This window comes from Gracilimonas amylolytica (assembly GCF_002911695.1).
GTDB classification, from domain to species: Bacteria; Bacteroidota; Rhodothermia; order Balneolales; family Balneolaceae; genus Gracilimonas; species Gracilimonas amylolytica.
In genome coordinates this window covers 1-20000 of the sequence record NZ_PQBS01000017.1, presented here as the reverse complement: position 1 = coordinate 20000, position 20000 = coordinate 1, and the positions used below count along the sequence as shown (strand labels likewise).

Below are 20000 nucleotides of genomic sequence, written 5' to 3'. Positions count from 1 at the left end.
GGTACGAGCGATTGTAACAAACTACGACGCTTTTCTCGGCAGCGGGATTACCTCCACTATCTGCTTGCCCGCAGGCTCACAGTACTGTCGGGGTTCAGCCTTAATGGGAGGCGGATTTGCCTGCCCCCCGGCCTACGCCCTTTAACGTGCATTCGTCAGCACGCGGGAGTGTCACTTCTGCGTCACGCCTTAGCCTGGCGCTACAATCGGTACCGGAATATTTAACCGGTTTGCCATCGGCTTCGCCTCTCGGCTACACCTTAGGTCTCGACTAACCCTGATCCGATTAGCGTTGATCAGGAACCCTTGGGTTTTTGGTGGAGGAGTTTCTCACTCCTCTTATCGTTACTCATGCCTACAGTTTCGCTTCCAGGGGCTCCACCGGATCTCACGATCCGGCTTCTGCGCCCCTGGAATGCTCCCTTACCACTCTATTAGAGTCCACAGCTTCGGCAGTATGTTTAATGCCCGTGTATTATCGACGCCGGGCCGCTTAACTAGTGAGCTATTACGCACTCTTTAAAGGAATGGCTGCTTCTAAGCCAACCTCCTAGTTGTCTGGGCAACCCAACTTTCTTTGTTCAACTTAACATACATTTGGGGGCCTTAGCTGGTGGTCTGGGTTGTTTCCCTCTCGCGACGGGACGTTATCACCCCGCCACTGACTGCCTGGTGGCTCTCTGCCGGTATTCGGAGTTTGTCTAGGGTTGGTACCCGGTGAAGGGCCCTAGCCTAATCAGTGCTCTACCTCCGGAGAGACAAAACCAGACGCTATACCTAAATATATTTCAGGGAGTACGAGCTATTTCCAAGTTTGATTGGCCTTTCACCCCTATCCACAGTTCATCCGAAGACTTTTCAACGTCTGGCGGTTCGGGCCTCCATGGGGTTTTACCCCCACTTCACCCTGACCATGGATAGCTCACTTGGTTTCGCGTCTGCCCCGCTGTACTGCTCGCCCGTTTCAGACTCGCTTTCGCTACGGCTCCACCCCTTAGGGGCTTAACCTCGCACAACAGGAGCAACTCGTAGGCTCATTATACAAAAGGCACGCCGTCACCCCTCAAAGAGAGGCTCCGACCGCTTGTAAGCACACGGTTTCAGGTACTATTTCACTCGCCTTCTCGGCGTTCTTTTCACCTTTCCCTCACGGTACTGGTTCACTATCGGTCATACAGATGTATTTAGCCTTACCGGATGGTGCCGGCTGGTTCACGCAAGGTTTCACCGGCCTCGCGCTACTCAGGATACCCGCCTCTCCGCTCGCCGTACGCCTACAGGCCTTTCACCTTCTGTGGGACTGCTTTCCAGGCAGTTTCGACTTAAGCTCGCTTCGATTACGCAGGTCCTACTACCCCGACTCCCCGTAGGAAGCCGGTTTGGGCTGCTTCCCGTTCGCTCGCCGCTACTTGGGAAATCACTTGATTGTTTTCTTCTCCTGGGGGTACTTAGATGTTTCAGTTCCCCCCGTATGCCCTCCTCGAAAGGAGTATCCGCCAATTGGCGGATGGGTTGCCCCATTCGGAAATCCACGGATCATTGCTCTTATGCAGCTCCCCGCAGCTTATCGCAGCTTTACACGTCCTTCTTCGCCTCTGTATGCCTAGGCATCCACCGTGTGCCCTTAGTATGCTTCTATTATATGGCTTGCACGGCGTCTCCGCCGCACGGCCTACATAAGTACTTCATGCTATTGGTTTACAATTGTGGTCTGGATGTGGGACGAACCGCATCCAGATACCTTGGCGTAGCACGCACGCCCAATCGGACGCACGCACTACTATCTTCCATTACCTACCTACCGAAGCAGGTAAGCAATATCAGACCTTTTACTATTGCTATTGCTTTCATCATGTCAAAGAACCCACACTCTCGCGTGTGGAACGTGTCTGCTTGCTCGCGCGCCTTCCGGCAACGCCTCAAACTCAAACATTCTGTTAAAGAACAGGTATAAAACATCCGGGATCTGCATCCTCTCATCTCATGTCTTACTACCTCAAAATCTCAAAAAACTCGTGTGGAGCTACGGCCCCGATGTTCGGGGGAACCGCCAACCCTGCAGCGGCCTCAATCAGCCACTCAGTATCGCTTGCTTCACTATGTCAAACTCGTGTGGAGCTACGGGGATTCGAACCCCGGACCCCCTGCTTGCAAAGCAGGTGCTCTAGCCAGCTGAGCTATAGCCCCTTGCACTAAATTGTGGGCTTGGGAGGACTTGAACCTCCGACCTCACGCTTATCAGGCGTGCGCTCTAACCACCTGAGCTACAAGCCCCGCTTAGCGGGGTATCGGCACAGGCGTTGGTCGCCGGCTGCGGCGAGTGTTCACCCGCTATATAATAAGTACAGATCAGATTGTTTGATACGAGCGCTTGCGTAGCGTCGTAGTTCCATATTGCAGGAACGCTCTCCTTGAAAGGAGGTGATCCAGCCGCACCTTCCGGTACGGCTACCTTGTTACGACTTAGCGCCAGTTACCAGGCTTACCCTAGGCACTCCTTGCTGGAGCGACATCAGGTACTCCTGACTTCCATCGCTTGACGGGCGGTGTGTACAAGGCCCGGGAACGTATTCACCGCGTCATTGCTGATACGCGATTACTAGCGATTCCACCTTCATGGAGTCGAGTTGCAGACTCCAATCCGAACTGAGAATGGCTTTGTGGATTTGCTCCCCCTCGCGGGGTGGCTACCCATTGTACCATCCATTGTAGCACGTGTGCAGCCCTGGACGTAAGGGCCATGATGACTTGACGTCGTCCCCACCTTCCTCACTACTTGCGTAGGCAGTCTGGCTAGAGTCCCCACCATTACGTGCTGGTAACTAACCACAGGGGTTGCGCTCGTTGCGGGACTTAACCCAACACCTCACGGCACGAGCTGACGACAGCCATGCAGCACCTTCCATAGTGCCCCGAAGGGACTCTCCTTTTCGGGAGATAACACTGTGGATTTAGCCCAGGTAAGGTTCCTCGCGTTGCATCGAATTAAGCCACATGCTCCACCGCTTGTGCGGGCCCCCGTCAATTCCTTTGAGTTTCATCGTTGCCGACGTACTCCCCAGGTGGTATGCTTACTGCGTTAACTGCGTCACTGGCCCCAAAGGACCAACAACTAGCATACATCGTTTACAGCGTGGACTACCAGGGTATCTAATCCTGTTCGCTCCCCACGCTTTCGTGCCTCAGCGTCAGTTACAGTCCAGCCGGCCGCCTTCGCCACTGATGTTCTTCGTAATATCTATGCATTTCACCGCTACACTACGAATTCCACCGACCTCTTCTGTACTCAAGAAACCCAGTATCTATGGCAATTTTACCGTTAAGCGGCAAGATTTCACCACAGACTTAGGCTCCCGCCTACGCACCCTTTACACCCAATGATTCCGGACAACGCTTGCACCCTCCGTATTACCGCGGCTGCTGGCACGGAGTTAGCCGGTGCTTATTCAAATGGTACCGTCACTACAAGACGAATCTCGTACGTTCTTCCCATTCAAAAGCCGTTTACAACCCATAGGGCCGTCTTCCGGCACGCGGCGTGGCTGCGTCAGGCTTTCGCCCATTGCGCAAGATTCCTCACTGCTGCCTCCCGTAGGAGTCTGGGCCGTGTCTCAGTCCCAGTGTGGGGGATCATCCTCTCAGACCCCCTAACTATCATCGCCTTGGTGAGCCGTTACCTCACCAACTAACTAATAGTACGCAGACCCCTCTATATCCGGCCGAAACCTTTAACAACTGTGGCCATGCGGCCCCGCTGCATTATGCGGTATTAGCACCCCTTTCGAGATGTTATCCCCCAGATATAGGCAGGTTATCTACGCGTTACTCACCCGTCCGCCAGTCTCCAGCAGCTGCAAGCAGCTACCTTCTCCTTCGACTTGCATGTGTTAAGCCCGCCGCCAGCGTTCGTCCTGAGCCAGGATCAAACTCTCCATTGTAAATATCTAATATATACTCTGTGAGCTAACCCTACGCTCTTGGTCATTTTCTATGCAAATTAATGCATCAAAGAATTGAACAAGCTCTCGCTCGCACAAACAATCTGATCTATACTTCATTATGTCTAAGAACAATTGTTTCGAAGTGAAAAATCGTTTTCGAAACAGAAACCAAAGATAGGGCTTATTTAATTAAGATGTCAACTTTAATTTCAGATTTTTTATATAATCTGCGTGACACTAACAGGTACGCCCTATAGGCACCTTTTAACTAAGGTTTAGCAACCCCAGTTCTCTACTATTCTTCTTCGTCTGAAGAAGCTGATTCTTCTTTCTTTGAAGATGTTTTATCAGCCTCCTGACCAGCTTCTTTATTTTCCGATTTTTTAGTTGTCTCGGCTGCAGTTGGAGTATTACTCTTACCTGCTCTTCTGGTTCTCTTCTTCTTGGTACTGGAAGATCCTTCAGGCTTGATATCATTAAAATCAACAAGCTCTACAACGGCCATCTCCGCTCCATCACCTTTTCTAAATCCCGCTTTGATCACACGAGTGTAACCACCGGGTCTATCTTTAGATTTTGGACCGACCTCAGTAAATAAAGTAGTAACCGCATCTTTATTTTGAAGTGTTGAAAATACCTGTCTTCTGTTATGATCAGTATCTTCCTTCGCTCGCGTAATGAGAGGCTCTATATATCCTCTTAGTTCTTTCGCCTTAGCAACAGTTGTAACAATTCTGTGCTCTCTAATCAAAGCCATAGCAAGAGATTGCATGGTCGATTTTCTATGAGCTGCGGTTCGACTTAATTTTCTTCCTTTTATTCCGTGACGCATTTTCTAATTCCTTTCTGCTTAATCCAAATATTTTGAAACGTCCATTCCAAACTCAAGATTCTTCTCTTCGATCACTTCTACAAGCTCACTTAGTGATTTCTTACCAAAGTTTCTGAATTTAAGAAGATCTTGCTCATCGCGAGATACAAGCTCTCCGATGGAGTTGATGTTTGCTGATTTCAAGCAGTTATAAGCTCTAACACTTAAGTTAAGATCTTCAATACTGGTTCTTAACAGGTTAGCAACGCGCTGCTTCTCAGCATCCACTTCCTCTTCTTCCTGAGTAAATGGCTCTTCGATCTCTTCCGTAATGAATTTCTCAATATGTTCTTTCAGAATTTTACCGGCAATGGTCAATGCTTCTTTCGCATTAACTGAGCCGTCAGTCTGAATATCCATTACAAGTTTTTCGTAGTCAGTTCTTTGACCGACACGTACGTTTTCAACGTTATATTTAACTGATTTGATAGGTGTGAAAATAGCATCGATTGGGATGAGGTTTACATCATCGTCTTCGATAGTCATTTCTTCTGCAGGAACGTAACCACGACCTCTGCCTATTTTCAGCTCAATTTCCAGTTCAGCATCATCAGCCAGATTAGCAATTACTAAATCAGGGTTTAACACCTCATATTCAGCCGTTGCATCATCAATATCTTTAGCTGTCAGTTCACCTTGCCCACTTTTGGAAATATGGATCACTCCTGAACTTTGTTCAACCTGCTTAAACCTTACTTCCTTGAAGTTCAGGATAATTTCGTAAACATCTTCCTTAACACCTTTGATGCTGGAGTATTCATGATCAACACCGTTGATTTTAACTGCTGTAATAGCAATACCAGGCAAGGATGAGAGCAGAACTCTTCTAAACGAATTTCCAATCGTTACACCAAAACCTCTTTCAAGCGGTTGAAGAACAAATGTACCAAAGTCATTCTGGTCTTTAACAACGTTAAGGGTTTCAGGCATTTGAATGCTATAATTGCTCATAATAAGATCTATGTCTTTTAGAATTACTTAGAGTAAAGCTCAACAATAAGCTGAACGTTAATATTTTCAGGTATTTCTTCCATAGAAGGAACATTCAACATCTTACCTGATTTCATCTTTGGATCTGTTTCAACCCACTTGTATTTGTTTCTTGAAGAACCTGACAGTGAATCCTCAATAACTTCCAGACTTCTTGATTTTGGACGAACAGAGATCACATCACCCGGTGACACTTCAAATGATGGTATATTTACAATATTACCATTCACAACTATATGCTTGTGAGTCACTAACTGTCTGGCTTGTCTTCTTGTTCTGGCAAAACCCATACGGTATACCGTATTATCGAGTCTGCACTCAAGAGCTTGTAGCAGGTTCTCACCGGCAACACCATCTTTAGCAGAAGCAGCCTTAAATAGATTACGGAATTGCTTCTCCAGCAAACCGTACGTGTATTTTGCCTTCTGCTTTTCTTCTAATTGAATAGCATATTCAGATTTTCTGTTAAATCTGGAACGGCCATGCTCACCAGGTCCGTAAGGCTTTCTTTCTAACGCTTTACTTGGGCCAAAGATCGGCTCTTTAAACCTTCTGGCTTTCTTTTGTTTTGGTCCTCTATATCTTGCCATTATCTGATCTCTTTACTATTAAACTCTTCTACGTTTCGGTGGTCGGCATCCATTGTGTGGAAGTGGGGTTCTATCTTTGATAGATGTCACTTCCAAACCTGAACTTGCCATACCTCTTACCGCTGCTTCACGTCCAGAACCAGGACCTTTAACAAATACTTCTACTTTTCTAAGACCCATATCATGTGCAGTCTTAGCAGCAGTTTCGGCACTTAATTGCGCAGCATACGGGGTATTTTTTCTAGAGCCTTTGAAGCCTTCTTTTCCGGCAGAAGACCATGACACTACATTACCATCCGCATCAGTAATTGTGACAATAACGTTGTTGAAAGTAGCTTTAACAAAAGCCATCCCGTTTGGATCGCTTAATTGCTTTTTTCTTTTTCTCTTTGCAGCAGCTGCTGCTTTTGGTTGTTTTTTAGCCATTGGTTATCTCAATTACAATTACTACTTAACTGCTTTTTTCTTACCTGCAACAGTACGCTTTTTACCTTTTCTGGTACGAGCGTTGTTCTGGGTATTCTGCCCTCTAACCGGAAGACCTTTACGGTGACGAACACCACGGTAACTTCCAATTTCGATCAAGCGGCGAATATCTCCATTCACTTCACTTCTAAGAGCACCTTCAACTTTGTACTCTTCATCAATGATCTTACGCAATTCACTTACTTGCTCATCCGTCCAATCCTGAACTTTAGTATCATGCTCGATACCAATACGGTCCAAAATATTCTTAGCCGTTGTCAGGCCAATTCCATAAATGTAAGTAAGGCTGATTACGCCTCGTTTTTGTTTAGGTAAATCTATCCCAGCAATACGTGCCATATAAGTAATCTGTTAGTCTATTATCCCTGTCGTTGCTTATGACGTGGGTTTTTCTTGTTAATCACGTAAAGTCTTCCTTTACGTCTTACAATTTTGTCGTCTGAACTTCTTTTTTTAACTGATGATCTAGTCTTCATGACAACCCTTATTTATATCTATAAGTTATTCTTCCTTTGGTTAAATCGTAGGGTGACATCTCTACAGCCACTCTATCTCCCGGCAGAATTTTTATGTAATACATACGCATTTTACCTGATACATGAGCCAATATCTCATGTCCATTATCCAGCTCAACTCTGAATTGAGCATTCGGCAATGCTTCTATTATTTCGCCATCTTGTTTTATCGGCTCTTGTTTAGCCATAATACAATATGTTTTGATTTTTATCCGAGAGCTCAGCAATATAATCAAAAGTACTTAGAATTTCAGCTTTTCCTTCCCGAACCACAATATCGTGTTCGAAATGGGCTGCTAAGCTCCTGTCGGCTGTAACTATTGTCCAGCCATCATTTAATGTTTTAACTTTATATGAACCCATGGTAACCATTGGTTCTACAGCCAGGGTCATGCCTGATCTAAGGCGTTCACCCTTTCCTTTTTTTCCAAAATTTGGAACCGATGGATCTTCATGCATCGCTTTACCGATGCCGTGTCCAACTAATTCTCTCACTACTCCATATCCTTCAGTTTCACAGTGAGTCTGGATGGCGTTAGCCATATCTCCAATTCTGTTACCGTGAACAGCCTGATCAATACCTTTATGCAAGGATTCGAGTGTGGTCTTCAATAATTTCAAAGTTTCATCATCACAACTTCCCACCACAAAAGTGTAAGCGTGATCTCCAAAGTATCCGTTTTTTTCAACTCCGCAGTCCACAGAAACGATATCACCTTCCTCTAATACCCTTTCTCCGGGTATTCCGTGGACAACTTCCTCATTAACAGAGATACAAAGTGTTGCAGGAAACTCATTGCCTTTAGGACCATAACCTTTAAATGCAGGCCTTCCTTTTTCTTTGGCAATATAATCTTCTGCGATCCTGTCAAGTTTACCTGTTTGAACACCGGGCTCGATATGTTTACCGACTTCCGCTAATGTTCTTGAGACGATGAGTGCACTTTCACGCATCTTCTCAATTTCAGATTCACTTTTCAGGTAAATCATTACTATGCTCTTCTTCGGCCTTTAATACGACCTGTCTTCATGAATCCATCGTAGTGTCTCATCATCAAATGACTTTCGATCTGTTGTAAAGTATCTAATGCTACACCCACAATGATCAACAAACTGGTTCCTCCATAAAAGAGGGCAAAACCAGGTGTTACTCCGAACAATCCAACGGCAATAGCCGGTAAGATCGCAACGAAGGATAAAAAGATAGATCCCGGAAGAGTGATCTTAGTCAAAATATTGTCAATAAATTCTACTGTTTGCTTACCCGGGCGTACACCAGGAATAAATCCACCCTGACGCTTCATTGTATCAGCCATTTCTTTAGGGTTGATCGCGATGGCAGTATAGAAAAAGGTGAAGAACATACAGACAAAGAAGAACACAATTGAGTATGTCACACCTGTGAAATCAACCGACCACTGAGTCAAAAACTGTATGGTTTCATTTTCAGGGAAAAATGAACCGATCGTGCTCGGGATAAACATAATAGACTGAGCAAAGATGATCGGCATTACTCCGGCAGCGTTTACTTTAAGTGGAAGGTATTGTGTGGTTCCACCATAAACTTTACGGCCAACAACTCGCTTGGCATATTGTACCGGAATTTTACGGGTTCCCTGAGTCAACAGAACCACAGCTGCGATCACAAGAATCAATGCAGCAACTTCAATGATCACCAAAATGGCATTTGCCTTAGTAGTGATCTCGTTGTAGAAGTTAGCAGGTAACGCAGCAATGATACCGATCATAATGATCAGTGAAATACCATTACCAATACCTCTTTCGCTAATTCTTTCACCTAACCACATCACAAATACGGTTCCGGCTGTTAATACGATCATAGCCGTAATAACAAAGAACAATTCGTTTACAACAATTGCCTGTGGTGATGAAGAAATAAGGTTTATTGAAAAACCTATGGCCTGCACAGCAGTAATACCTACGGTTCCATAACGGGTTAACCTGGTGATCTTACGCCGGCCTTCCTCACCTTCACGTTGTAATTTTTGGAAGTAAGGAACTACTGCACCCATCAACTGAATGATAATTGCAGCTGTAATGTAAGGCATGATACCTAACGCAAATACACCGGCTCTCGAAAATGCCCCACCTACAAACAAATCAAACAAACCCAGCAAACTACTTGCTGCATTACCTGAATTGTTGATCAATTGGTTTGCATCTACACCGGGTAAAGTAATGTAACTACCAACCCTATAAACCATCAGAATACCTACTGTGTAGAGTATTCTGTTTTTCAGGTCTTCAATTTTAAATATGTTGCGAAAGTTCTCTATAAGACTCATGCGGGGTCTGTACTAAGCTATTATTTCTTAACAATTGTTAGTGTACCACCGGCTTTCTCTACTTTATCTTCAGCAGATTTACTGGCAGCGTGTACTTCGATTTCAATTTTCTGATCTAGATCTCCACGACCCAACAATTTTATAGTATCATTCTTGTGGGCCAGACCTGAATTAATGAGATCTTCGATCGAAATTTTGGAATCCAACTTACCAGCTTCAATAAATTCACCGATAGTATGTACGTTGATTCCTCTATTTTCAGTACGGTTGAAGTTTTTAAATCCAAACTTCGGAAGTCTTCTTTGAAGTGGCATTTGTCCACCCTCGAACCATGCACGTTGCTTATGACCGGATCTTGATTTCTGTCCGTTATGTCCACGGCCGGATTGTTCACCGCGACCTGAACCCTGTCCACGACCAACACGTTTGGTACCTTTTCTATTTGGGATCGGCGCTTTTAGATTGCTTAAGTCCATCATCTAATTCTTTAAATAATTATCCTTCAAATACTTTGTTCAGAGAAATATCTCTTCTCTGTGCTACTTCGACAGGATCTGTCAATTCTTTCAGAGCTGTAAACGCAGCCTTAACCATGTTATGAGGGTTTGAAGAACCCTGGGATTTAGAAAGAATATTGTGTACTCCTGCTACATCCAACAAAGCTTTAACAGCACCACCAGCAATTACACCGGTACCTTCAGCGGCAGGTCTCAATAATACTTTACCAGCTCCTGCTTTCCCAACAATTGGGTGATAGATACTTTTGGTTTTTGTTAGTGGAACCCGAATCAGGTTTTTCTTAGCGTTATCAAATCCTTTTTGGATCGCATCAGAAACTTCATTGGCTTTACCAAGTCCGTGACCACAAACTCCGTTACCATCGCCAACCACTACAATTGCGTTAAAGCTGAAACGACGTCCACCTTTAACCACCTTTGATACACGATTAACGTGAACCAGTTTTTCTTCGAGGTTCAGGTTAGCAGCAGGTATAGATTGTTTTCTTCTTATTTTAGGCATTGTTTATCCCAATTCAATTAAAAGTCTAATCCACCATCGCGGGCGCCTTCTGCAGCTGCCTTAACGATGCCGTGATATTTATAACCGCTACGGTCAAATACCACTTTATTAATTCCTTTGTCTTGTGCAGCTTTAGCAATTTCACTACCTGCTTCTTTGGCATTATCAACACCGCTTTCAGCTTTCGTAGAAGCAATTGTTGCGCCTTCCATATCGTCGATCAATTGCAGGTATGTGTACTTACTGCTTTTGTAAATACTTAGACGAGGCCTCTCAGAAGTTCCTTTAACCGTAGAACGGATTCTTCTTCTGATCTTGTTTCGTCGTTCCGTTTTCTTTTGTTGCTTTTTATTCATTCTTAAATCCTCTATTTAGCAGCTGATTTACCGGCTTTACGTCTTACTTGCTCGCCTACATATCTGATACCTTTACCTTTATAAGGTTCAGGCTTTCTGAATGATCTGATCTTGGCAGCAACTTGCCCAACCATTTCTTTATCCACACCGGTGATCACCAGGATAGGATTTTTGCTGGACTTCGTATCAACTTCAATAGTAATACCTTCTGGCGGTACGAAGAAAATCGGGTGAGAATATCCAAGGCTAAGTTCGAGTACATCACCACTGATAGATGCTCTGTAACCAACACCAATGATTTCCAGTTTCTTGGTATATCCTTCGCTAACACCTACTACAGCATTATTGATCAGTGCACGAAATAAACCATGCAGAGCACGGTTAGATTTTTCATCATTGTTTCGGTTGATGATCAATTCACCATCGTTCTTTTCGATAGTGATGTTAGGGTGAATACGAAGTGTGTTGGTTCCTTTTTCTCCTTTGAAAGTTGCAATGTTATCAGCATCAATGCTGAATTCAACTTTGTCAGAAATAGGTACCGGTAAATTTCCAATTCGAGACATTTTTCAAAAACTATTTTTTAGTAAATGGTGCATAGTATCTCGCCGCCTACATTAAGCTTGCGAGCTTCTTTATCGGTCATTACACCTTTGGATGTTGAAAGAATTACAATACCAAGTCCGTTTTGTGAACGTGGAACTTCGTCCCCGCCTTTATAAACTCTTAGACCTGGTTTTGAAAGTCTTTTCATACTTCGGATAACAGGGTGGCCGTATGAATCATATTTCAGAAACAAACGGATGATACCTTGCTTTCCATCCTCAATATCAATGTATTTTGAGATATACCCTTTATCAGCCAAGATCTTGGTCATGGCACGCTTCAATTTAGAAGCGGGTATATCAACTCTTCTGTGCCCGGCTTGTTGGGCATTTCTTATACGTGTTAAATAATCTGCAATAGGATCTGTCATCGATTCCTTCTTTATTGTTACCAGCTTGCTTTTCGTACACCTGGAATCTTACCTGCTAAGGCAAGTTCACGGAATTTGATCCGTGATATTCCATATTTGCTAATATAGCCTCTGCTTCTTCCGGTAATATTGCAACGATTTCTAACCCGTGTAGGGCTGGCATCGCGCGGAAGTTTTTGAAGGCCTTCATAGTCACCGGCTTCTTTCAGCTTACGGCGCTTTTCAGCATACTTTTCTACTGTTTCTTTTCTTTTTTTATTGCGTGCTATCCAAGCTTTCTTAGCCATAATAGAATATCCTTAGTTTCTCGTTTTAAATGGCATTCCAAAGTGCTTAAGCAGGGCGTAAGCTTCTTCATCCGTTTCTGCAGAGGTTACAAATGTGATATCCATACCATGGACCTTTGAAACCTTGTCAGTATCGATTTCCGGAAAGATCGTGTGTTCCTTGATACCAAGGGTGTAATTACCCCGGCCATCAAAGCTCTTATCCGGAACTCCCTGAAAGTCACGAGTTCTTGGCAAAGCCAAGTTGATCAATCGATCCAGGAATTCAAACATAATACGCTGGCGAAGTGTTACTTTACAGCCAATTGGCATTCCCTCACGCAGTTTAAAGTTTGATATAGATTTTTTCGCTTTAGTAGTTACCGGTTGTTGACCAGTAATTGCGGCTACATTATCTACAACTGTATCTAAAACCTTTTTATCAGTTATAGCATCGCCTACACCTACATTTATTACTATTTTCTGAAGTTTGGGTATGGCCATTGGGTTTTCATACTCAAACTCTTCGCGTAAACTGTCGCGAATTTCCTCTTTGTACTGTGTATATAATCTTGCTTCAGCCATTGCTATCTATATGCGTTATTTATCCAGCATTTCGCCACTGGTCTTCGCATACCGAACCCAACGGCCTTTACCGTTTTCTTCAATACGCTTACGACCAACTCTGGTAGGTTCGTCTGTAGTCGGATCGATCACCATAACATTTGAGATATGGATCGAACCTTCTCTTTTCAGACGTCCACCCTGTGGATTATCCTGGGTTGGCTTTTCATGATGGGTTTTCATGTTGATACCTTCAACGAGCACACGCTCTTTTTGTGGCATCACCATCAATACACGGCCTCTTTTACCTTTATCGTTACCGGCAATGACCAATACGTCATCACCTTTCTTAACGTTTAATTTCTTTTGTTTGTTGAACCTGCGTGGCATACTCTAATTTCCTTTTTTAAAGTACTTCCGGTGCAAGCGACACGATTCTCATGAAGCTTTTTTCACGAAGCTCTCTCGCCACTGGGCCAAAGATACGTGTACCTACCGGTTCTTGATCTTTATTGATAATTACCGCAGCATTTTCATCAAAACGAATGTAACTACCATCCTTTCTGCGGAATTCTTTTTTAGTTCTAACAATAACGGCTTTAACAACATCACCTTTTTTGACGTTACCACCCGGTATTGCAGTTTTAACAGATGCAGAGATCAGGTCACCAATTCGTGCATATCTTCTTTTAGAGTCACCTAAAACTTTGATACACATCAGCTTTCTGGCTCCGCTGTTGTCTGCTACATTTAATGTCGTATTCGTTTGAATCATCGCTAATTCCTAATGCTCTATTCGTTACTTAGCTTTCTCGACGATTTCAACCAATCGCCATGATTTTCTCTTTGAAAGTGGTCTGGTAGACATGATGTGTACTTTATCACCGACGTTTGCTTCATTGTTCTCGTCGTGTGCCATGTACTTCGTAGTCTTGGTAATGTACTTTCCATAAATGGAATGTTTTACCTGACGATCTACTGCAACCGTTATACTCTTGTCCATGCTGTTACTAACAACATGTCCAATTCTTTCTCGTCTTCGGGCTCTTTCTGTTTGTGCCATAATTAAATCTTTATGCTTGTTCAGCACTACGTTTTTCATTAATAATTGTCTCTAATCGAGCAACTTCTCTTCTGTGATTTCTTAACCTGGCCGGGTTTTCTAATTGTCCGGTCACTGATTTAGAAAATCTCAGATTTTGTAGTACTTCACGCTCGTCTTTTAAACGGGCTTGTAATTCAGTAAGTGTTAAATCTCTTAATTCGTGTGCTTTCATCTTATCCTCCCTGATAATCTCTTCTTACAACAAACTTAGTCTTAATAGGAAGTTTATGAGCAGCACGTCTTAATGCTTCTCTTGCTCTGTCTTCGTTTACACCTGCGATCTCAAATAAAATACGTCCTGGCTTAACCACTGCTACCCAGTGATCCAATGCACCTTTACCTTTACCCATACGGGTCTCAGCAGGCTTGCTTGTCATTGGTCGGTCAGGAAAAATTCTGATAAACGTTTGTCCATCTCTTTGCAGAGATCTTGCAATTGCAATACGGCATGCCTCAATCTGGCGAGAAGTAATGAACTTAGGTTCTAAAGCCTTCAGTCCAAAATCACCAAAGTTGATTGTGTGTCCACGCTGTGCATTACCTTTCAGTTTGTCGCGGTGTACGCGGCGTCTTTGAACTCGTTTTGGTTCTAACATCGTTTCGTATTAACTGATTTTAATTAGATCGATTTCTATTTCTGCTGCGTCGACGACTTCTTCTTCCTTTGTCATCACCGCCTCTTCTGTTATCTCTACCGGAATCAGAATCACGACCGGATTGAGTTCCAGGAGTCAGATCAACATCACCGATAATTTCACCTTTGAAGATCCAAACAGTCACTCCAATTGATCCATAAATGGTGTTTGAAGTAGAAGTTGCATAGTCGATATCAGCACGCAGGGTGTGTAGAGGAATCTGTCCCTCTTTATACTGCTCAGTACGTGCCATTTCAGCACCGCCTAATCGACCGGCACAACGAACTTTAATACCTTTGGCACCCATTCGCATAGCGGATGAGATCGCAGTTTTCATTGCTCTTCTGAAAGAAACCCTGGCTTGTAGCTGTTGGGCAATATTTTGAGCAACGAGACTTGCATCCAATTCCGGGCGTTTGATCTCACTAACATTAATCTGAACTTCCTTATTGGTAATTTTTTTGAGCTCTTCACGAAGTAATTCGATCTGCTCTCCACCTTTACCAATAATTACACCCGGTCTGCTGGTACGTAGTGTAAGCAGAATTCTTTTAGGGGTACGTTCAATAATTACGTTAGAAAGACCGCCGTTACGGAGTCTTGTGTGCAAATATTCACGAAGCTTTTCGTCTTCTATGATAAGACTTGGTTGATTCTCTTCAGAGAACCAATTGGAGTCCCATCCTCGAATAATGCCTAATCTAAAACCAGTTGGATTTGTTTTTTGTCCCAAGGTATTTATCGTTTATTCGTTTACACTTTCTTGATCACGCTTTGCCACTTTAACTGTGATATGGCATGAACGCTTATTAATTCGATGAGCTCTACCCATCGGTGCAGGCTGTATTCTTTTCAGAGTTACACCCTCATCAACATATATTTCCTTTATATAAAGGTCTTCGTCATCAAAACGCTCTTCCTGAAATTTATCGCGTAAATTTGCAGCGGCAGATTTAATCACTTTGATCACATCTTCTGCAGATGCTTTCTTAGTGTATTCCAAGCGTTTTATAGCTTTTTCTACTGATTTTCCACGAACAGCATCAGCTACCAGGCGAACCTTTCTTGGGGCTCTCCTCAAGTGCTTTTGAATTGCTCGTGCTTCTAATACTGGAGTATCCATCTCTTAAATCCGATTAATTATTTTGCTGCTTTTTTCATTGGGTGACCACGAAATGTTCTGGTAGGAGCAAATTCTCCTAACTTATGGCCAACCATATTTTCAGTGATAAAAACAGGGATAAATTGTTTACCGTTGTGAACCGCAATGGTCAGCCCCATAAAATCAGGAGTTACCATAGAACTGCGTGACCAGGTTTTGATCACTTTCTTAGATCCACTTTCTTTAGCTTCATCAATTTTGCGTTGAAGCTTGTAATAAACAAAAGGCCCTTTTTTCAGTGAGCGTGGCATACTTATCTAATTATTTTTTCTTTGTTTTTCTTCTTCTGACGATATACTTGGAAGACAATTTATTTCTGTTACGGGTCTTCTTACCCTTAGCAGATTGTCCCCATGGTGAACGTGGGTGACCACCGGAGGCTTTACCCTCACCACCACCCATCGGGTGATCAACAGGGTTCATCGCAACACCACGTGTTTGTGGGCGACGACCTTTCCATCTACTTCTACCGGCTTTCGCGATAGTTGTGTTCATGTGGTCAGGGTTACTTGTTTCACCAACCGTTGCATAACAACTTCCAAGGATCATTCTCACTTCGCCTGATGGAAGCTTAACACTCACATACTTGCCTTGACGGCCAAGTAACTGAGCTCCGGTTCCTGCACTACGGCATAAGGTTCCACCTTGTCCCGGATGCAGTTCTATATTATGAATAAAAGTACCCGGAGGCATTTTAATCATTGGTGATGCATTTCCGAGATCCGGTGCAGCATTTTCACCAGAGATGATCGTATCTCCAACTTGCAGTTTATTTGGTGCCAGAATATATCTTCTTTCACCATCAGCGTATGCAATTAGTGCAATACGGGCAGATCGGTTAGGATCATATTCAATAGTTTGCACTACCGCAGGTATCTCATGCTTATTTCTTTTGAAATCGATGATACGATACCGACGTTTGTGTCCACCACCACGATGTCGTGAAGTGATACGTCCATTTCTGTTACGACCACCGGTAGAATGTTTACCTGCCAATAAAGCTTTTAACGGCTTATCAGTTGTAATGTCATCAAATACAGGAGCAATTCTGTGTCTTGTTCCCGGTGTAATTGGTTTTAATTTCTTAGTAGGCATTTTCTATTGGTCTTAAATTTCAGCAAAGAAATCAATTTCGCCTTCTTTGATCGTTACGATCGCTTTCTTCCAAACTTTAGTACGTCCGCCCTGGTACCCACTTCGGGTATAGCGGCCTTTTGGCTTAGAAGGCATGATAGCTGTATTAATTTTAGCCACTTTAACTCCAGGATAAGCTGCTTCAACTGCAACCTTTATCTCAGGCTTACTTGCATTTTTAGCAACTTCAAAGGTGTATTTACCTTCTTCCTGAAGTCTGCTTAATTTTTCGGTTATAACTGGTTTAATAATTACACTCATGCTGTTGCCTTCTCAGTTTTACCTTCAATACTGTTTTCAAGAATGGTTAATGCACTTTCCTGAATAAGTATTACGTCAGCATTCATTATCTGATAAGTATTAGGTTTATATCCTTCAAGAACATTAACCCTAGGGATATTTCGTGCTGATTTGTAAATATTTAAATCAGTATCAGCCGTTAATATCAATACTTTCTTATCACTTACTTCAAAAGCTTTTAACATATCTGCTACTTGAGAAGTCTTAGGCTCATCAAAAGAGAAATCTTCAACAATACGAATTCCTTCTGAATTTGCTTTAAGTGACAAAGCTGATTTGCGCGCTAATTGTATAGTCTTTTTATTTAGCTTGAAACTGTAGTCACGCGGTTTAGGACCAAATACAGTACCACCTTTTCTCAAAAGTGGTGATTTAATATCGCCGCGACGAGCATTACCCGTTCCTTTCTGACGATACATTTTCTTGGTACTACCGGCTACTTCAGATCTTTCTTTAGTTTTTGCTGTTCCCTGACGATTGTTGGCTAAATGACGTCTAACGTCTTCATAAAGCACAACTTCATTAGGCTCTACAGCAAAAATTGTATCGCTTAATTCAGCTTTTTTGCTGCTTTTAGATCCGTCTATTTTATATATATCTAATTTCATGATTACCCAATAACAGACGTTTTGTTATGAATTTCTACGTATCCACCTTTTGCACCAGGAACAGAGCCTGTTACAAGAAGTAAATTAGAGTCTTCAAGGATCTTAGCGATACTTAGGTTTTTAACCTTAACTCTTTCATTACCTGATTGACCGGCCATTCTCATTCCCTTAAATACTTTAGAAGGGTCAGATGCATTACCAATTGCTCCGGGAGCTCTCATTCTGTTGTGCTGACCGTGTGTTGCATCTCCAACACCACTGAAATTATGGCGTTTGATAACACCTGTAAATCCACGGCCTTTTGAAGTTGCTACTACATCTACGGTATCTCCAACGGAGAATACATCAGATACTGTAAGTTCATCACCTACATTTAAACCCTCCGGAATGAAATCACGGAATTCAACTACCTGATGCTTAGTATCAACACCTGCTTTCGCAAAATGGCCTTTAACGGCTTTACTAACATTCTTTTCTTTGCGATCAAATGAAGCTAACTGTACAGCTGTATAACCGTCAGTTTCCTCCGTTTTGATCTGGGTAATAGCACAAGGTTCAATTTCAATAACAGTCACAGGAATATTTCTCCCGTTGTTATCAAACACGCTTGTCATACCAACTTTTTTTCCAATCAAACCACTCATCGTGTTCTGGTCCTTTTCTAAACTTTAATTTCTACATCAACACCGGAAGGTAATTCCAGCTTCATCAATGCATCTACAGTTTGTGATCCTGTTGAAAGAATATCGATCAGTCTTTTATGTGATCTATACTCGAATTGTTCTCGAGATTTCTTATCAACAAATACAGATTTATTAACTGTAATGATGCTTTTACGGGTGGGTAGCGGGATCGGGCCCGAAACTACCGCACCTGTAGATTTCACAGTCTGAATAATCTTTTCAGCTGATTTATCGATCAAATTATGATCGTATGACTTCAATTTGATTCTGATTTTTTGTTGTGTTGCCACGATCAGATCCTTAGTCTAAGATTTTAGTTACCACTCCGGCGCCCACTGTACGGCCACCTTCGCGTATCGCAAATCGCAATCCTTCTTCCATCGCCACCGGCTGGATCAGGGTTACGTTTAATTTCACATTGTCGCCTGGCATTACCATCTCAACGCCGTCTGGCAGCTCACAAGAGCCGGTCACATCGGTGGTTCTGAAGTAAAACTGCGGGCGATAGCCTTTGAAGAATGGCGTGTGACGACCACCCTCATCTTTACTCAATACATACACCTCACACTCAAACTTCTTATGCGGGGTGATCGAGCCCGGCTTACACAGTACCATACCGCGCTGCAGCTGCTCCTTGTTAATACCACGCAGCAGAATACCGGCGTTGTCTCCGGCCTGACCCTGGTCAAGCATACGGCGGAACATCTCAATACCGGTTACTACCGTCTTCATTGGCTCTTCAACGATACCAACGATCTCAATCTCATCATTCAGCTTCAGCACGCCACGCTCAATACGTCCGGTAGCCACGGTTCCACGACCGGTGATAGAGAATACATCCTCTACCGGCATCAGGAACGGCTTGTCTACGTCACGCTCTGGCGTTGGAATCGTCTCGTCAACGGCTTTCATCAGCTCAACGATCTTCTCTTCCCACTCAGCTTCACCGTTCAGCGCGCCAAGGGCAGATCCCTGGATCACAGGAATGTTGTCGCCATCAAATTCATACGAGGACAGAAGCTCACGCACTTCCAGCTCTACCAGCTCCAGCAGCTCTTCATCGTCTACCAGATCCACCTTGTTCATAAAGACCACGATCTGTGGCACTCCAACCTGGCGGGCAAGCAGAATGTGCTCGCGCGTCTGTGGCATCGGACCATCCGTGGCAGCTACCACCAAAATAGCTCCGTCCATCTGAGCCGCTCCCGTTACCATGTTCTTCACATAGTCGGCGTGACCCGGACAGTCAACGTGGGCATAGTGACGCTCGTCGGTTTCGTACTCTACGTGGGCCGTCGCAATCGTAATACCGCGCTCACGCTCTTCCGGCGCATTGTCAATATCCGCAAATTGCTTCGCTACTCCACCATAGGTCTTCGCCATTACCGTCGTAATCGCTGCCGTCAGTGTCGTTTTTCCGTGATCTACGTGGCCTATCGTGCCTACGTTTACGTGGGGCTTATTCCGTTGAAAGGTCTCTTTTGCCATGATT

At 43.7% G+C, this 20000-nt stretch carries 30 protein-coding genes, 2 tRNA genes and 2 rRNA genes (1 of these 34 running past the window's edge); all 34 read right to left on the bottom strand.

Features of this window, described 5'->3' with window-relative positions; all coding sequences use genetic code 11:
- Positions 1-1640: ribosomal RNA gene (locus C3B73_RS05325) — 23S ribosomal RNA — on the bottom strand (it extends 1263 nt beyond the left edge of the window).
- Between the two features lie 473 nt (positions 1641-2113).
- Positions 2114-2187: transfer RNA gene (locus C3B73_RS05320), tRNA-Ala, on the bottom strand.
- Between the two features lie 13 nt (positions 2188-2200).
- Positions 2201-2274, bottom strand: a tRNA-Ile gene (locus C3B73_RS05315).
- A gap of 140 nt (positions 2275-2414) precedes the next feature.
- A 16S ribosomal RNA gene (locus tag C3B73_RS05310) occupies positions 2415-3938 on the bottom strand.
- The 16S and 23S rRNA genes sit together here with 2 tRNA genes alongside, the layout of an rRNA operon.
- Positions 3939-4236: 298 nt before the next feature.
- Positions 4237-4773 carry a 50S ribosomal protein L17 gene (gene rplQ / locus C3B73_RS14215; protein ID WP_103664587.1) on the bottom strand — a complete coding sequence of 179 codons (537 nt, stop codon included), beginning with the start codon at positions 4771-4773 and terminating at the stop codon, positions 4237-4239.
- An 18-nt stretch (positions 4774-4791) separates the two neighbouring features.
- Positions 4792-5763, bottom strand: a complete 972-nt coding sequence (locus C3B73_RS05300) for a DNA-directed RNA polymerase subunit alpha (protein ID WP_103664586.1) — start codon at positions 5761-5763, stop codon at positions 4792-4794.
- Between the two features lie 23 nt (positions 5764-5786).
- Complete coding sequence (rpsD, locus tag C3B73_RS05295; RefSeq protein WP_103664585.1) at positions 5787-6392, bottom strand: 30S ribosomal protein S4; 606 nt, start codon at positions 6390-6392, stop codon at positions 5787-5789.
- Positions 6393-6410: 18 nt separating this feature from the next.
- The gene (gene rpsK, locus C3B73_RS05290) at positions 6411-6818 is read right to left on the bottom strand and encodes a 30S ribosomal protein S11 (RefSeq protein ID WP_103664584.1); all 408 of its coding nucleotides are present in this window, start codon (positions 6816-6818) and stop codon (positions 6411-6413) included.
- A gap of 21 nt (positions 6819-6839) precedes the next feature.
- Positions 6840-7217, bottom strand: coding sequence for a 30S ribosomal protein S13 (gene rpsM, locus C3B73_RS05285; RefSeq protein WP_103664583.1), 378 nt, complete (start codon positions 7215-7217; stop codon positions 6840-6842).
- Between the two features lie 20 nt (positions 7218-7237).
- On the bottom strand, positions 7238-7354 hold the full coding sequence (gene rpmJ, locus C3B73_RS05280) for a 50S ribosomal protein L36 (protein ID WP_071594720.1): 117 nt from the start codon (positions 7352-7354) through the stop codon (positions 7238-7240).
- An 8-nt stretch (positions 7355-7362) separates the two neighbouring features.
- On the bottom strand, positions 7363-7581 hold the full coding sequence (gene infA, locus C3B73_RS05275) for a translation initiation factor IF-1 (protein ID WP_103664582.1): 219 nt from the start codon (positions 7579-7581) through the stop codon (positions 7363-7365).
- Positions 7574-8383, bottom strand: a complete 810-nt coding sequence (gene map / locus C3B73_RS05270) for a type I methionyl aminopeptidase (RefSeq protein WP_103664581.1) — start codon at positions 8381-8383, stop codon at positions 7574-7576. Before map ends, infA begins: the two co-directional genes overlap by 8 nt.
- A gap of 2 nt (positions 8384-8385) precedes the next feature.
- Positions 8386-9699: a preprotein translocase subunit SecY gene (gene secY, locus C3B73_RS05265; RefSeq protein ID WP_103664580.1), complete on the bottom strand. Its 1314-nt coding sequence runs from the start codon at positions 9697-9699 to the stop codon at positions 8386-8388.
- A 20-nt stretch (positions 9700-9719) separates the two neighbouring features.
- A complete protein-coding gene (gene rplO, locus C3B73_RS05260) occupies positions 9720-10175 on the bottom strand; it encodes a 50S ribosomal protein L15 (protein ID WP_103664589.1) in 456 nt (151 codons plus the stop codon).
- Positions 10176-10194: 19 nt separating this feature from the next.
- The gene (gene rpsE / locus C3B73_RS05255) at positions 10195-10719 is read right to left on the bottom strand and encodes a 30S ribosomal protein S5 (protein ID WP_103664579.1); all 525 of its coding nucleotides are present in this window, start codon (positions 10717-10719) and stop codon (positions 10195-10197) included.
- Between the two features lie 17 nt (positions 10720-10736).
- Positions 10737-11075 carry a 50S ribosomal protein L18 gene (rplR, locus tag C3B73_RS05250; RefSeq protein WP_103664578.1) on the bottom strand — a complete coding sequence of 113 codons (339 nt, stop codon included), beginning with the start codon at positions 11073-11075 and terminating at the stop codon, positions 10737-10739.
- 11 nt (positions 11076-11086) lie between these two features.
- Positions 11087-11641 (bottom strand): 50S ribosomal protein L6, encoded by a 555-nt coding sequence (rplF, locus tag C3B73_RS05245; RefSeq protein WP_103664577.1) that lies wholly within the window; start codon positions 11639-11641, stop codon positions 11087-11089.
- 17 nt (positions 11642-11658) lie between these two features.
- The gene (rpsH, locus tag C3B73_RS05240; RefSeq protein ID WP_103664576.1) at positions 11659-12051 is read right to left on the bottom strand and encodes a 30S ribosomal protein S8; all 393 of its coding nucleotides are present in this window, start codon (positions 12049-12051) and stop codon (positions 11659-11661) included.
- A gap of 17 nt (positions 12052-12068) precedes the next feature.
- The gene (gene rpsN / locus C3B73_RS05235) at positions 12069-12338 is read right to left on the bottom strand and encodes a 30S ribosomal protein S14 (protein WP_103664575.1); all 270 of its coding nucleotides are present in this window, start codon (positions 12336-12338) and stop codon (positions 12069-12071) included.
- Between the two features lie 12 nt (positions 12339-12350).
- On the bottom strand, positions 12351-12902 hold the full coding sequence (gene rplE / locus C3B73_RS05230) for a 50S ribosomal protein L5 (protein WP_103664574.1): 552 nt from the start codon (positions 12900-12902) through the stop codon (positions 12351-12353).
- Between the two features lie 15 nt (positions 12903-12917).
- Positions 12918-13271, bottom strand: a complete 354-nt coding sequence (gene rplX / locus C3B73_RS05225) for a 50S ribosomal protein L24 (RefSeq protein ID WP_103664573.1) — start codon at positions 13269-13271, stop codon at positions 12918-12920.
- A gap of 16 nt (positions 13272-13287) precedes the next feature.
- On the bottom strand, positions 13288-13656 hold the full coding sequence (gene rplN, locus C3B73_RS05220) for a 50S ribosomal protein L14 (protein ID WP_103664572.1): 369 nt from the start codon (positions 13654-13656) through the stop codon (positions 13288-13290).
- A 24-nt stretch (positions 13657-13680) separates the two neighbouring features.
- Entirely contained in the window at positions 13681-13944 is a 264-nt protein-coding gene (gene rpsQ, locus C3B73_RS05215; RefSeq protein ID WP_103664588.1) for a 30S ribosomal protein S17, read from the bottom strand.
- Positions 13945-13954: 10 nt separating this feature from the next.
- Positions 13955-14158 (bottom strand): 50S ribosomal protein L29, encoded by a 204-nt coding sequence (gene rpmC / locus C3B73_RS05210; protein WP_103664571.1) that lies wholly within the window; start codon positions 14156-14158, stop codon positions 13955-13957.
- Between the two features lies 1 nt (position 14159).
- On the bottom strand, positions 14160-14582 hold the full coding sequence (gene rplP, locus C3B73_RS05205) for a 50S ribosomal protein L16 (protein WP_103664570.1): 423 nt from the start codon (positions 14580-14582) through the stop codon (positions 14160-14162).
- Between the two features lie 19 nt (positions 14583-14601).
- On the bottom strand, positions 14602-15354 hold the full coding sequence (rpsC, locus tag C3B73_RS05200; protein WP_103664569.1) for a 30S ribosomal protein S3: 753 nt from the start codon (positions 15352-15354) through the stop codon (positions 14602-14604).
- A gap of 12 nt (positions 15355-15366) precedes the next feature.
- Entirely contained in the window at positions 15367-15744 is a 378-nt protein-coding gene (rplV, locus tag C3B73_RS05195; protein ID WP_103664568.1) for a 50S ribosomal protein L22, read from the bottom strand.
- Positions 15745-15761: 17 nt separating this feature from the next.
- Complete coding sequence (rpsS, locus tag C3B73_RS05190; protein ID WP_103664567.1) at positions 15762-16034, bottom strand: 30S ribosomal protein S19; 273 nt, start codon at positions 16032-16034, stop codon at positions 15762-15764.
- Positions 16035-16044: 10 nt separating this feature from the next.
- Positions 16045-16878, bottom strand: a complete 834-nt coding sequence (gene rplB / locus C3B73_RS05185) for a 50S ribosomal protein L2 (protein ID WP_103664566.1) — start codon at positions 16876-16878, stop codon at positions 16045-16047.
- A gap of 12 nt (positions 16879-16890) precedes the next feature.
- Positions 16891-17178 (bottom strand): 50S ribosomal protein L23, encoded by a 288-nt coding sequence (rplW, locus tag C3B73_RS05180; RefSeq protein WP_103664565.1) that lies wholly within the window; start codon positions 17176-17178, stop codon positions 16891-16893.
- On the bottom strand, positions 17175-17825 hold the full coding sequence (gene rplD, locus C3B73_RS05175; protein WP_103664564.1) for a 50S ribosomal protein L4: 651 nt from the start codon (positions 17823-17825) through the stop codon (positions 17175-17177). Before rplD ends, rplW begins: the two co-directional genes overlap by 4 nt.
- A gap of 2 nt (positions 17826-17827) precedes the next feature.
- Positions 17828-18469: a 50S ribosomal protein L3 gene (gene rplC, locus C3B73_RS05170; RefSeq protein ID WP_103664563.1), complete on the bottom strand. Its 642-nt coding sequence runs from the start codon at positions 18467-18469 to the stop codon at positions 17828-17830.
- Positions 18470-18486: 17 nt separating this feature from the next.
- Positions 18487-18798, bottom strand: coding sequence for a 30S ribosomal protein S10 (gene rpsJ / locus C3B73_RS05165; protein ID WP_018128596.1), 312 nt, complete (start codon positions 18796-18798; stop codon positions 18487-18489).
- A 10-nt stretch (positions 18799-18808) separates the two neighbouring features.
- A complete protein-coding gene (gene tuf, locus C3B73_RS05160) occupies positions 18809-19996 on the bottom strand; it encodes an elongation factor Tu (RefSeq protein WP_103664402.1) in 1188 nt (395 codons plus the stop codon).
- Between the last annotated feature and the right edge of the window lie 4 nt (positions 19997-20000).

Excerpts from the sequence above, each read along its gene's own strand:
- rplQ (WP_103664587.1), bottom strand. The coding sequence starts at position 4,773 with ATGCGTCACGGAATAAAAGGAAGAAAATTAAGTCGAACCGCAGCTCAT.
- C3B73_RS05300 (WP_103664586.1), bottom strand. The coding sequence starts at position 5,763 with ATGAGCAATTATAGCATTCAAATGCCTGAAACCCTTAACGTTGTTAAA.
- rpsD (WP_103664585.1), bottom strand. The coding sequence starts at position 6,392 with ATGGCAAGATATAGAGGACCAAAACAAAAGAAAGCCAGAAGGTTTAAA.
- rpsK (WP_103664584.1), bottom strand. The coding sequence starts at position 6,818 with ATGGCTAAAAAACAACCAAAAGCAGCAGCTGCTGCAAAGAGAAAAAGA.
- rpsM (WP_103664583.1), bottom strand. The coding sequence starts at position 7,217 with ATGGCACGTATTGCTGGGATAGATTTACCTAAACAAAAACGAGGCGTA.
- rpmJ (WP_071594720.1), bottom strand. The coding sequence starts at position 7,354 with ATGAAGACTAGATCATCAGTTAAAAAAAGAAGTTCAGACGACAAAATT.
- infA (WP_103664582.1), bottom strand. The coding sequence starts at position 7,581 with ATGGCTAAACAAGAGCCGATAAAACAAGATGGCGAAATAATAGAAGCA.
- map (WP_103664581.1), bottom strand. The coding sequence starts at position 8,383 with ATGATTTACCTGAAAAGTGAATCTGAAATTGAGAAGATGCGTGAAAGT.
- secY (WP_103664580.1), bottom strand. The coding sequence starts at position 9,699 with ATGAGTCTTATAGAGAACTTTCGCAACATATTTAAAATTGAAGACCTG.
- rplO (WP_103664589.1), bottom strand. The coding sequence starts at position 10,175 with ATGGACTTAAGCAATCTAAAAGCGCCGATCCCAAATAGAAAAGGTACC.
- rpsE (WP_103664579.1), bottom strand. The coding sequence starts at position 10,719 with ATGCCTAAAATAAGAAGAAAACAATCTATACCTGCTGCTAACCTGAAC.
- rplR (WP_103664578.1), bottom strand. The coding sequence starts at position 11,075 with ATGAATAAAAAGCAACAAAAGAAAACGGAACGACGAAACAAGATCAGA.
- rplF (WP_103664577.1), bottom strand. The coding sequence starts at position 11,641 with ATGTCTCGAATTGGAAATTTACCGGTACCTATTTCTGACAAAGTTGAA.
- rpsH (WP_103664576.1), bottom strand. The coding sequence starts at position 12,051 with ATGACAGATCCTATTGCAGATTATTTAACACGTATAAGAAATGCCCAA.
- rpsN (WP_103664575.1), bottom strand. The coding sequence starts at position 12,338 with ATGGCTAAGAAAGCTTGGATAGCACGCAATAAAAAAAGAAAAGAAACA.
- rplE (WP_103664574.1), bottom strand. The coding sequence starts at position 12,902 with ATGGCTGAAGCAAGATTATATACACAGTACAAAGAGGAAATTCGCGAC.
- rplX (WP_103664573.1), bottom strand. The coding sequence starts at position 13,271 with ATGCCACGCAGGTTCAACAAACAAAAGAAATTAAACGTTAAGAAAGGT.
- rplN (WP_103664572.1), bottom strand. The coding sequence starts at position 13,656 with ATGATTCAAACGAATACGACATTAAATGTAGCAGACAACAGCGGAGCC.
- rpsQ (WP_103664588.1), bottom strand. The coding sequence starts at position 13,944 with ATGGCACAAACAGAAAGAGCCCGAAGACGAGAAAGAATTGGACATGTT.
- rpmC (WP_103664571.1), bottom strand. The coding sequence starts at position 14,158 with ATGAAAGCACACGAATTAAGAGATTTAACACTTACTGAATTACAAGCC.
- rplP (WP_103664570.1), bottom strand. The coding sequence starts at position 14,582 with ATGTTAGAACCAAAACGAGTTCAAAGACGCCGCGTACACCGCGACAAA.
- rplV (WP_103664568.1), bottom strand. The coding sequence starts at position 15,744 with ATGGATACTCCAGTATTAGAAGCACGAGCAATTCAAAAGCACTTGAGG.
- rpsS (WP_103664567.1), bottom strand. The coding sequence starts at position 16,034 with ATGCCACGCTCACTGAAAAAAGGGCCTTTTGTTTATTACAAGCTTCAA.
- rplB (WP_103664566.1), bottom strand. The coding sequence starts at position 16,878 with ATGCCTACTAAGAAATTAAAACCAATTACACCGGGAACAAGACACAGA.
- rplW (WP_103664565.1), bottom strand. The coding sequence starts at position 17,178 with ATGAGTGTAATTATTAAACCAGTTATAACCGAAAAATTAAGCAGACTT.
- rplD (WP_103664564.1), bottom strand. The coding sequence starts at position 17,825 with ATGAAATTAGATATATATAAAATAGACGGATCTAAAAGCAGCAAAAAA.
- rplC (WP_103664563.1), bottom strand. The coding sequence starts at position 18,469 with ATGAGTGGTTTGATTGGAAAAAAAGTTGGTATGACAAGCGTGTTTGAT.
- tuf (WP_103664402.1), bottom strand. The coding sequence starts at position 19,996 with ATGGCAAAAGAGACCTTTCAACGGAATAAGCCCCACGTAAACGTAGGC.